General features: G+C 72.8%; 10 protein-coding genes. 3 read left to right on the top strand and 7 right to left on the bottom strand.

Annotated features, from left to right (window positions below):
• The first annotated feature begins 531 nt into the window (after positions 1-531).
• Positions 532-1,569, top strand: a complete 1,038-nt coding sequence (trpS, locus tag AC07GB_RS17110) for a tryptophan--tRNA ligase (protein WP_478846074.1) — start codon at positions 532-534, stop codon at positions 1,567-1,569.
• On the opposite strand, the gene AC07GB_RS17105 is transcribed toward trpS, so the two are convergent.
• Positions 1,497-2,537 (bottom strand): GlxA family transcriptional regulator, encoded by a 1,041-nt coding sequence (locus tag AC07GB_RS17105; protein ID WP_478846072.1) that lies wholly within the window; start codon positions 2,535-2,537, stop codon positions 1,497-1,499. The two genes, trpS and AC07GB_RS17105, sit on opposite strands and share 73 nt — an antisense overlap.
• Positions 2,538-2,611: 74 nt before the next feature.
• Between AC07GB_RS17105 and AC07GB_RS17100 the strand changes: the two genes are divergently transcribed.
• Positions 2,612-3,229, top strand: coding sequence for a cysteine hydrolase family protein (locus AC07GB_RS17100; RefSeq protein WP_478846070.1), 618 nt, complete (start codon positions 2,612-2,614; stop codon positions 3,227-3,229).
• An 85-nt stretch (positions 3,230-3,314) separates the two neighbouring features.
• Here the strand turns inward: AC07GB_RS17100 and proC are convergent, their stop codons facing one another.
• The 5 genes from proC to AC07GB_RS17075 form a co-directional block, all read right to left on the bottom strand.
• Complete coding sequence (gene proC / locus AC07GB_RS17095; protein ID WP_478846068.1) at positions 3,315-4,142, bottom strand: pyrroline-5-carboxylate reductase; 828 nt, start codon at positions 4,140-4,142, stop codon at positions 3,315-3,317.
• 101 nt (positions 4,143-4,243) lie between these two features.
• Entirely contained in the window at positions 4,244-4,981 is a 738-nt protein-coding gene (locus AC07GB_RS17090) for an ABC transporter permease (protein WP_478846066.1), read from the bottom strand.
• A gap of 71 nt (positions 4,982-5,052) precedes the next feature.
• Complete coding sequence (locus tag AC07GB_RS17085; protein ID WP_478846064.1) at positions 5,053-5,874, bottom strand: ABC transporter ATP-binding protein; 822 nt, start codon at positions 5,872-5,874, stop codon at positions 5,053-5,055.
• A 94-nt stretch (positions 5,875-5,968) separates the two neighbouring features.
• Positions 5,969-6,748, bottom strand: a complete 780-nt coding sequence (locus AC07GB_RS17080; protein ID WP_478846062.1) for a class I SAM-dependent methyltransferase — start codon at positions 6,746-6,748, stop codon at positions 5,969-5,971.
• Positions 6,749-6,798: 50 nt separating this feature from the next.
• Positions 6,799-7,305 (bottom strand): EamA/RhaT family transporter, encoded by a 507-nt coding sequence (locus AC07GB_RS17075; RefSeq protein WP_478846060.1) that lies wholly within the window; start codon positions 7,303-7,305, stop codon positions 6,799-6,801.
• Positions 7,306-7,468: 163 nt separating this feature from the next.
• Between AC07GB_RS17075 and AC07GB_RS17070 the strand changes: the two genes are divergently transcribed.
• On the top strand, positions 7,469-9,712 hold the full coding sequence (locus AC07GB_RS17070; protein WP_478846058.1) for a protein kinase domain-containing protein: 2,244 nt from the start codon (positions 7,469-7,471) through the stop codon (positions 9,710-9,712).
• 57 nt (positions 9,713-9,769) lie between these two features.
• Here AC07GB_RS17070 and AC07GB_RS17065 read toward each other — a convergent pair whose 3' ends face one another.
• Positions 9,770-10,087 (bottom strand): SH3 domain-containing protein, encoded by a 318-nt coding sequence (locus AC07GB_RS17065; protein WP_478846056.1) that lies wholly within the window; start codon positions 10,085-10,087, stop codon positions 9,770-9,772.
• Between the last annotated feature and the right edge of the window lie 31 nt (positions 10,088-10,118).

Here is a 10,118-nt window from a genome sequence, read left to right as displayed (position 1 = left end):
TTCGGCCTTCCGGCGGTGTCGACTCTATCAGATCCTTTCGGGCCTGATTCCCAGTCAACTTGGGCTGTCTTCGCGGCTGTTGGGCCGTTCCGACGAGTGAGACTTTAGCGGAATCTCGGCTCCCGACCTAATCGGGGGCGTTCCTTCGAACGCCGATTCCTCATTTCGCAAGAACACATGAGAACGAGCCGACGCCGGACGCTTCGCGAACACGAAGAGACTGCGTGTCGATCATTTGATGGTTCTTGCGGAATGGCTGCCCGGGGACCGACCGGAAGTCGGCGCTCACGTCGGGCAACTCGGAGAACACTACGTTCCGGCTCTGGGGGTGTCAACTCCGGGCCCCGGGGCGCTACGGTGGAGACGTGACTACGCACGCGTGCACCCAACTGTGGTGGGCCGCCTGACGGCGGCCGTACTCACGCGTGTACTCAACGGCCGCCGCCTCGGCGGCCGTTCGCGTATCTCCCTCCGGAGGACCTGAGCCCGGCCGTCAGGGCGACGGCCCCGTTCTGGAGGTGGAGAGCAGTCATGACGCGGATCTTCAGTGGGATCAAGCCGACCGGGCATCTGACGCTGGGGAACTACCTGGGAGCCGTCCGGCGCTGGGCTGACGTGGATCAGCACCGGGCGGAGGCGTTGTTCTGCGTGGTCGACCTGCACGCGCTGACCGTGGAGCACGATCCCGGCCGGGTGCGCAGGCTCAGCAGGCAGGCGGCCACGCTGCTGCTCGCCTCGGGGATCGACCCGGAGCGGTGCACCGTCTTCGTACAGAGTCACGTGGACGAGCACGCGCGGCTCTCGTATCTGCTCGAGTGCGTCGCGGCGGACGGCGAGATGCGCCGGATGATCCAGTACAAGGAGAAGTCGGCGGCCGAGCGGGCCCGGGGCGGGAGCGTGCGGCTCTCGTTGCTGACGTATCCCGTGCTGATGGCAGCGGACATCCTGGCGTACGGGGCCCATGAGGTGCCGGTCGGGGACGACCAGACGCAGCACGTCGAGCTGACGCGGGACCTCGCGGTGCGGTTCAACCAGCGGTACGGGCACACGTTCGTGGTGCCGCGGGCGACGGCGCCGCAGGTGGCGGCGCGGGTCATGGACCTCCAGGACCCGACGTCGAAGATGGGCAAGTCCCACGAGTCCGGGGCAGGCATCGTCTATCTGCTGGACGAGCCGGACGTGGTGCGCAAGAAGGTCATGCGGGCCGTCACGGACAGCGGCAGTCAGGTCGTGTACGACCGCGAGAGCCGGCCGGGGGTCGCGAATCTGCTGGAGATCCTGGCCGCCTGCACGGGTGGGAACCCGGAAGAGCTGAGCGGTGTATATGAGTCGTACGGGGCGTTGAAGAAGGACACCGCGGACGCCGTGGTGGAGCTGCTGCGACCCGTGCGGAAGCGGCACAAGGAACTGGTCGCGGACACGGCATATGTAGAGGAGGTGTTGCGGGCCGGGGCCCAGCGGGCCAGGGGGATGGCGAAACCGACGGTCGATGCCGCCTATCGAGCGATCGGGCTGCTGCCCCCTGCGGCCGAGGTGCCCGCGGCGGTGCCGGTGAACGAGGCGCGGTAGGCGCGTGGGCTGGTGGCGAGGCGCGAGGCGAAGTGCTGCCGCATGGTGATCTCGCTGCCGAAGCCCGCGCGGCGGGCGACTTCGGGCATGGGCAGGTCGGTGCGTTCCAGGAGCTTCTGTGCGGCGGCCACGCGTTGGTCCAGGAGCCAGCGCAGGGGGGTGGTTCCTGTCGCCGCGGCGAAGTGGCGGGCGAAGGAGCGCGCCGACATGCCCGCCCGGGCGGCCAGGTCGGCGATGGTGAGCGGCTCGTGGAGGTGACGGAGGGCGTATTCGCGGACGGCGGCCAGGGTGTCGGCGTCACGGTCGGCGCGCGGTGTGGGGTGCTCGATGAACTGCGCCTGGCCGCCGGTGCGGAAGGGAGCGGTGACCATCGAGCGGGCGATCGTCGCAGCGGTCTCGGAGCCGTGTGTTCTGCGGACCAGGTGCAGGCACAGGTCGATGCCGGCGGCGGTGCCCGCGGCGGTCCAGATGTTGTCGTCCTCGATGAACAGGGCGTCGGGCACGACATCGACAAGGGGGTGATGAGCGCGCAGCAGATCGACGAGGTGCCAGTGGGTGATGGCCCGGCGGCCGTCGAGCAGGCCCGCCTGGGCGAGCGTGAAGGCGCCGCCGCAGAGGGCGGCGACAGGGATGCCGTGGGCGTGGGCGCGGCGTAGGGCTTCGAGGATCGGAGGTGGTGCGGGGGTCAGGTGTTCGTCGAGGCCAGGGACGACGATCAGGTCGCCGTCGGTCAGGCGGTCCAGCCAGGCCAGGGTGCGGTCGGGGGTGAGGCTGAGGCCGCCGCGCAGGGGGACGGGCGCGGGTTCGGCGGCGATGCGGCGGAGGTCGAAGGGGGGTACGCCGCGGTCGGTGCGGTCGGCGCCCCAGACCTCGGTGATCACGGAGACGTCGAAGGCGCGGATGCCGGGAAAGGCGAGCAGGGCGACGCGCTGCGGGGCGGAGGGCGGCGGCTCGGCGACGGTGGACACGCTGGCAGTAAACCATCGATCGGTGGCTTCTGTACCTCTGGGGCGGAGGGTCCAGGGGCGGCAGCATCGAGGGCATGGAGATCGCAGAGAACGCAGCGCTGGTCGTGGTGGACGTACAGAAGGGCTTCGAGGAGGTCGAGTACTGGGGAGAGCGGAACAACCCGGGGGCGGATGACAACATCGCCGCGCTGATCGGGGCATGGCAGGACTCGGGGCGGCCGGTCGTGTTCGTACGGCACGACTCGGTGAAGCCGGACTCGCCGCTGCGGTCGGGGTACGTGGGCAACGAGTTCAAGGAGTACGTGGAGGAGCGGCGTGGGAAGGGGGCCGGTGGTGAGCTTCTGGTGACGAAGAGCGTGAACTCGGCCTTCTACGGGACGCCGGATCTGGACGCCTGGCTCAAGGAGGCGGGGATCTCGCAGCTCGTGGTGACGGGGATCCAGACCAACATGTGCGCGGAGACGACGGCGCGGATGGGCGGGAATCTCGGGTACGACGTGCTGTTCGCGTTGGACGCGACCTACACCTTCGACCTGGAAGGGCCCTTCGGCTGGCGGCTCGGGGCGGAGGAGATCGCGCGGGCGACGGCGGTGTCGCTGCACGGGGGCGGGTTCGCGGAAGTGGTGACGACGGAGGACCTGATCGCCGGAGTGTCCGGCCCGGCTGGGATCTCCAGCCCGTCCGGCGTTTGAGGACGAGGCCTGAGGCCGATGGCGGGGTCCGGGCTGCCGCCATCGGCCTCCGGGCCGGGCGCCCCGGCGAGAGAGGGCCCGACTGTCAGCCGCTGCCGCAGGCAAGCTCGCGGCTGCGGTCGCGGGCGGCCTCCAGGGCGGCGATGAGCGCGGCGCGCACGCCGTGGTTCTCGAGTTCGCGGATGGCGTTGATCGTGGTGCCCGCGGGTGAGGTCACGGCCTCGCGGAGCTTCACGGGGTGCTCGCCGCTGTCGCGGAGCATCACGGCGGCGCCGATCGCTGCCTGGACGATCAGGTCGTGGGCCTTGTCGCGGGGCAGGCCGAGGAGGATGCCCGCGTCGGTCATGGCCTCGACCAGGAAGTAGAAGTACGCGGGTCCTGAGCCGGACAGGGCCGTGCAGGCGTCCTGCTGGGTCTCGGGGACGCGGAGGGTCTTGCCGACGGCGCCGAAGACATCCTCGGCGTGGGCGAGGTGGGCGGCGGTGGCGTGGCCGCCGCCCGAGATGACGGACATGCCCTCGTCGACGAGGACGGGGGTGTTGGGCATGACGCGGATGACGGGGGTGCCGGCGGCCAGGCGCTCCTCGATGAAGGAGGTGGTGATGCCGGCGGCGGCGCTGATGACGAGGCGGTCGGTGGTGACGTGCGGGGCGAGTTCGTCGAGCAGCCTGGCCATGTCCTGCGGCTTGCAGGCGAGGATCAGGGTGTCGGCGCGCTTGGCGGCCTCGGCGTTGGTGAGGGGCTCGACGCCGTAGCGGGTGCGGAGCTCTTCGGCGCGTTCCTGGCGGCGGGTGGTGACCAGGAGGTCTCCGGGCGCCCAGCCGCTGCGGATCATGCCGCTGAGCAGGGCTTCGCCGATCTTTCCGGTGCCGAGGACCGCGACGGTCTGGCTCGGCTTGCGCGTCTGGCTCATGTGCGAGGGCCTCTCCCGGGGTGCGTCGTTCGGGCCATCCTCGCATCGGGCGGGGTGGGCCGTGGCGGGGCGTCCGGTGGGCGGACGGTCGCGGTCCGGGGTCAGGCCGTGCGGCGGCGCAGGGTGGCGGCGCCCAGGGCGAGGACGAGGACGGCGCAGGCGGCGACGATGACGGTGTCGCGGATGAAGTCGCCGGTGACGGCGGAGTGGCGCAGGACCTCGTTCATGCCGTCGACGGCGTACGACATGGGGAGGACGTCGGAGAGGGCTTCGAGGACGGGTTGCATCTTGTCGCGGGGGGTGAAGAGGCCGCAGAGGAGGAGTTGGGGGAAGATCACCGCCGGCATGAACTGGACGGCCTGGAACTCGGAGGCGGCGAAGGCCGAGACGAACAGGCCGAGCGCGGTGCCGAGCAGGGCGTCCAGGAGGGCGACCAGGAGCAGCAGCCAGGCCGAGCCGGTGACGTCGAGGCCGAGGCCCCACAGGGCGAGGCCGGTGGCGAGGGCGGACTGGAGGATCGCCAGGGCGCCGAAGGCGAGGGCGTAGCCCGCGATGAGGTCGGCCTTGCCCAGGGGCATGGCGAGGAGGCGTTCCAGGGTGCCGGAGGTGCGTTCGCGCAGGGTGGCGATGGAGGTCACCAGGAACATCGTGATCAGCGGGAAGATCCCGAGCAGGGAGGCGCCGATGGAGTCGAAGGTGCGGGGGCTGCCGTCGAAGACGTAGCGCAGGAGCAGCAGCATCACGCAGGGGACGAGGATCAGCAGGGCGATGGAGCGGGGGTCGTGGCGGAGCTGGCGCAGGACGCGGGCGGCGGTGGCGAGGGTGCGGTGGATGTTCATCGTGGGCTCCGGTGGTGCCTGGGTCGGTGACGTCCGGGGTGGGTGGGGCGGGGCTCCTGGGGCGGGTGGGGTCAGGGGTGCTGCGGTTCCCGGTCGTGGGGGGCCTGGGCGGCGTTCGCCTCGTCGACGAGGTGGAGGAAGGCCTCTTCGACGGTGGCGGAGCCGGTGCGGTCGCGCAGGGCGCCGGGGGTGTCGTCGGCGAGGATCTCGCCCTCGCGCATGAGGAGCAGCCGGTGGCAGCGCTCCGCCTCGTCCATGACGTGGGAGGAGACGAGGATCGTGGTGCCGCGTTCGGCGGAGAGGGTGTGGAAGAGGTTCCACAGGTCGCGGCGGAGTACGGGGTCGAGACCGACGGTGGGCTCGTCGAGGACGAGGAGTTCGGGGGCGCCGAGGAGGGCGACGGCGAGGGAGACGCGGTTGCGCTGCCCGCCGGAGAGGTTGCCGGCCAGGGCGTCGGCGTGGCTGGTGAGGTCCACGTCGGCGATGGCGCGGGTGACGTCCTGGCGGCGGCGCTCGGCGGCGGGGCCGCGGCCGGGGGTGAGGACGGCGGCGAAGTAGTCCAGGTTCTGGCGGACGGTGAGGTCCTCGTAGACGGAGGGGTCCTGGGTGACGTAGCCGATGCGGGAGCGCAGGGCGGGGGTGCCCGCGGGGTGGTCGAGGACGTCCAGGGTGCCGGTGACCGCGGCCTGGGTGCCGACGACGGCGCGCATCAGCGTGGACTTGCCGCAGCCGGAGGGCCCGAGCAGGCCGGTGATCTGGCCGCGCGGGACGGTGAAGGTCAGCTCGCGCAGGACGGTGCGGCGGCCGCGGATGACCTTGAGGCCGTGGGCGCGGACGGCGGCCGGGGCGGTGGCCGGGGCTCGGGGTGAGGTCGGACTCGCGATATTCATCATGTGATGATTATTGCGCCTGGAGGGCGTGCCTCGTCAAGGTGTCGGCGGACGGCCGGGTCATGAGCTGGGGGTGCGGGGTGCTCGCGGCGGCGGGTCAGCGGGGGCTGCGGACGACCGTGAGGTCCAGGGCGTAGGCCTCTTCCACCGTGCCGTCGGGGAAGTGTCCGAGGAGGTGGGCGCGCTCGGCGGCGAGGACGGGGGCGGACCGTTCGGGGCCGAGCGAGGCGAAGTAGGAGCGGCTGCCGAGGTGGGCGAGGTGGACGTCGAGCGGGACCCGGCGCGTCCAGCGCAGTCGGCGGTGGGCCGGGGCGAGGCCCGGGGCCACGCGGTCGACGGCGCGGGCGGCGCCGCCGGTGACGCCGTGGGCGTGGTAGCCGGGCAGGCGGGACTTCAGGCGAGCCTCCTGGGCGGCGACCCAGGCGGCGTCCGGGTCGGGCACGTTCCACCACAGGGCGAGGGCGCCGCCGGGGCGCAGGACGCGCAGGGCCTCCGGGACGGAGCGTTCCGGGTCGGTCCAGTGGAAGGCCTGGGCGTAGGTGACGAGGTCGGCGGAGGCGGCGGCCAGGGGCAGGGCGTTGCCCGAGCCGCGCAGCAGGGGGGTGCCGGGCAGGGCGGCGCGCAGCTGTGCGCCCATCGCGGGGCCGGGCTCGACGGCGATGACGTGGGCGCCCCTCTCGTGGAGGAGCCGGGTGGCGATGCCGGTGCCCGCGCCCACGTCGACCACGGTCGCGCCCGCGAGGGGGGTGCCCGCGAGTTCCTGGACGGCGGTGAACAGGTCGGGCGGGTAGTCGGGGCGGGCGGCGGCGTACTGGGCCGCGACGGATTCGAAGGAGAGGGCGAACTCGGCCGCTGGGGCGGGGTATTGGTCTGCCATGGAGGCATCCTCACACCGCGGCGGCGGGCGGGCGGCGCCGGAAGCGGGGCCTACTTCTGGGGGCGCTTGCGCTTGGACGGGTTGCCCGCGCGGCGCTTCGTGCGGCGCTCGTACTGCTCGCGCGCCGCCTCGTACTCCTCGCGGTGCAGGCCCTCGCCCGGTGCCTCCTTCAGGGAGCGGAAGAAGTAGGCGAGGAGGGAGCCGATGAAGCCGATGGTCATCAGGCTGCGCATGGACGCCACCGACTGCGGGTCGTGGCGCTTGGAGAACCCCTCCCACGTGCGGCGGAACGCGATCGCGCTACAGATGGCGAACATGATCACGACCAGCAGGTTCACAAAGGCGCCCACGTCCGCGATCTCCAGGCCCTGGTACGCGAAGCGCAGCACCAGGCAGCCCGCGGCCGCCGCCACCAGCGAGCCGGCCGCGACGCCCGCGCGGCGCGCGGCGTAGCCGTCGGTGTGCTCCAGCCACGTCGTACCGAAGAAGCGGATGGGCTCGGGGCGGGGGCCCACCGGAGTGCCCGCGGGCTTTTCGGTACGTCTCTCGTCGCTCACGTCCTCGATTATCGCCCGTGCCGCCGACGCCCGTGCGCGGCGGCGCGAGCGGCCGGGAGCGAGCCGAAGGGCGGGCCGCCTTGCTCCCCCGCCGGGACCGGCCGCTAATTTGTGCGGGCAGGCAGTTTTACGGGGGACGACCGGTACCGGGAGGTCGAAAGAGGTGTCGCTCCGCTCAGGGGACCCTGAGGAGATCGGTGGCTATCCACTGGAGTCGCGGCTGGGCTCCGGCGGCATGGGCACGGTCTTCCTCGCGCGTACGGCGTCGGGGCGGCCGGTCGCGATCAAGCTGATCCACCAGCAGTTCGCGGGGGACGACGAGTTCCGCATCCGGTTCCGGCAGGAGGTCGCCGCGGCCCGCCGGGTCAGCGGCGCGTTCACCGCCGCCGTGGTCGACGCCGACCCCGAGGCGGAGCAGCCGTGGATGGCCACCGCGTACATAGAAGGGCCCACGCTCGCGCAGCGCATCGCGCGGCGCGGGCCCATCGGCGGCATGGAGCTGCGGACGCTCGCGATCGGGCTCGCGGAGGCGCTGCGGGACATCCACCGCGCGGACGTCGTGCACCGCGACCTGAAGCCGTCGAACGTCGTGCTGTCGCCCGAGGGGCCGCGCGTCATCGACTTCGGCATCTCGCGCGCCGCCGACCAGCAGACGCTGACGATGACGGGGCGGGTCATCGGCACGCCGCCGTTCATGTCGCCGGAGCAGCTCCAGACGCCGCGCGGTGTCGGCCCTTCGTCGGACGTGTTCTCGCTGGGCACGCTCCTCGTGTACGCGGCGACGGGACAGGGGCCCTTCGACGCGGACAGCCCGTACATGACCGCGTACCAAGTCGTGCACGAGGCTCCGGCGCTCGATCAGGTCCCGGGCGCCCTGCGCACGGCCGTCGAGCCCTGCCTGGCCAAGGACCCCACCGTCCGCCCCACCATCGACGAACTCCTCGTGCGGCTGCGGGACCTGCCGGTGGACCTCGGCGTGGCGGCCGGGGACGCCGGAAACCGCACGCGGGACACGGACACGCAGCACCACCTGTCCACCGCGTCCGAGAGGACCGGCGCGAGCGGCGGGGCCGACGCCTCCCCGGGCGCCGGGCCCGCCGAGGCCGTCCCGGCGCCCCGCGGCCTCGGTGGCCGGCTGCGCCGCCGCTGGCGGCCCGTGCTCGCCGCCGTCCTGGGCATCGCCGTGATCGCCGGTGGTGCCGCGCTGCTCAAGGCGGACGCGGACGGCCCCCGGCGCGGCGGGCCCGACGACAACGGCCGCAACCTGGCGGTGGTCGGCTCGCCGCTCCCCCACGGCTTCAAGACCTGGCGGCAGAACGTGCCGCCGGGCAAGGCGAAGCTCACCGACGAGCTGCGCTGTGTACCGCGCGGCGACTCGGCGTACTGCGGGGGCGGTGGTGTCATCGCCACCCGGATCCGCGTCGCCGACGGCCATCGGATGTGGACGGCGCACCACCCGGGCATCCCCACGCAGAACACCTACATGGTCGGCGTGTCCGGGAACACCGTCCTCGGCTACCGGCTGCCCAGCGACAACTCGGGCCCGGGCGAGGTCGTGGCCCTGGACGCGGCCCGGGGCAAGGAGCTGTGGTCGGCGCGGTACGGCAGCCAGTCGATGGCCGTCACGGGCCGCTCCGCCGACGCCGAGGTGATCGGCTCCACCGTCGTCTCCCTCGACGCGGCCCGCACGCACGTCGAGGGCCGCGCGGTCCGCTCCGGCAAGGTGCTGTGGCGGACCCCGACCCCCGCGGGCGACGACTGCGCGCCGCTCGGCGCCGGTGGCGAGGCGTATGTGATGTGCGGTCCCGCCGACGAGGTGTCGACCACCGAGGTGCGGCACGCCACGGTGCGCGGCATCGACCTCGGGTCCGGGCGCTTCGGCAGGCCCGTCGCCCTCGACGGCCCGCTCCAGGTCCTCGGCGCGCACGCCGGGCGCCTGGTCCTGGCCAAGGAGCGCATCGGCGAGGTCGGCATCATCGAGTACGAGGCGGTCGTACGCGTGGACACGGCGCGGGGCAGGGTCACGACGGCCCGGCTTCCGAAGCGCTACGGCGGCTCCCCCAGCCTGACCGCCGGGACGGTGTACTTCACCGAGCAGAACGGCGAGGTCAGCGCGGTGAACCCGACGACAGGCAAGCTCAGGTGGGCACGCCAGGCAGGTGTGGAGGGGGCGTCGGGTCCGGTCGCCGGGCACGGGGCGCTGTACTTCAGCTCGGCCAGCGGCCGCGTCGCCGCGCTCGCGCCGCGCGACGGTGAGCGGCTCTGGACGACGGACCCCGAGGCCAACGGCTCGGCGGACGTGGGCACGAGCCCGCGGATCGCCCTCGCGGGCCGCGCGGCGGTCGTGACCGGGGCCGGGAACCTGGTGTACGCGTTCGACACGGCGAGGCCGCCGAAGTCCGGGTGACCCCGGGCCCGGCGGCCTTTCGTACGCGGACGGCAACCGGCGCGGCGCCGACGCCGGTCAGCAGCGCGGCGCCACGTAGCCGTTGCTGCCCGTCCGTACGTAGGTGTCGGAGATGTACCGTCCGCTGCCGATGCGGTCCCAGATCCTCGATGTCCCGGTGGGGCCGGTCACCGTCTCACCGGGCTGCTGGCAGCCGATGGTGACGTGGGTGCCCGCGGAGAGGCGGCCGACCTTGCCGTAGGAGGTGCCGGGGCCCGAGCGGACGTTGACGTCCGCGACCACCGCGTACCGTCTGGCCGTCGCGGCCTCGATCGTCAGTTCCGCCCCGTCCGTCACATCGGCGGTGGCGGGCACCGTCAGTTCTTCGCTGCTCATAGTGATCCCCCGTGTATCCCCGTGTGTCCCC

The organism is Streptomyces sp. NPDC045778, assembly GCF_056431945.1.
The sequence above is the reverse complement of the archived record's forward strand: the minus strand, read 5'-3'. Positions and strand labels throughout refer to the sequence as shown.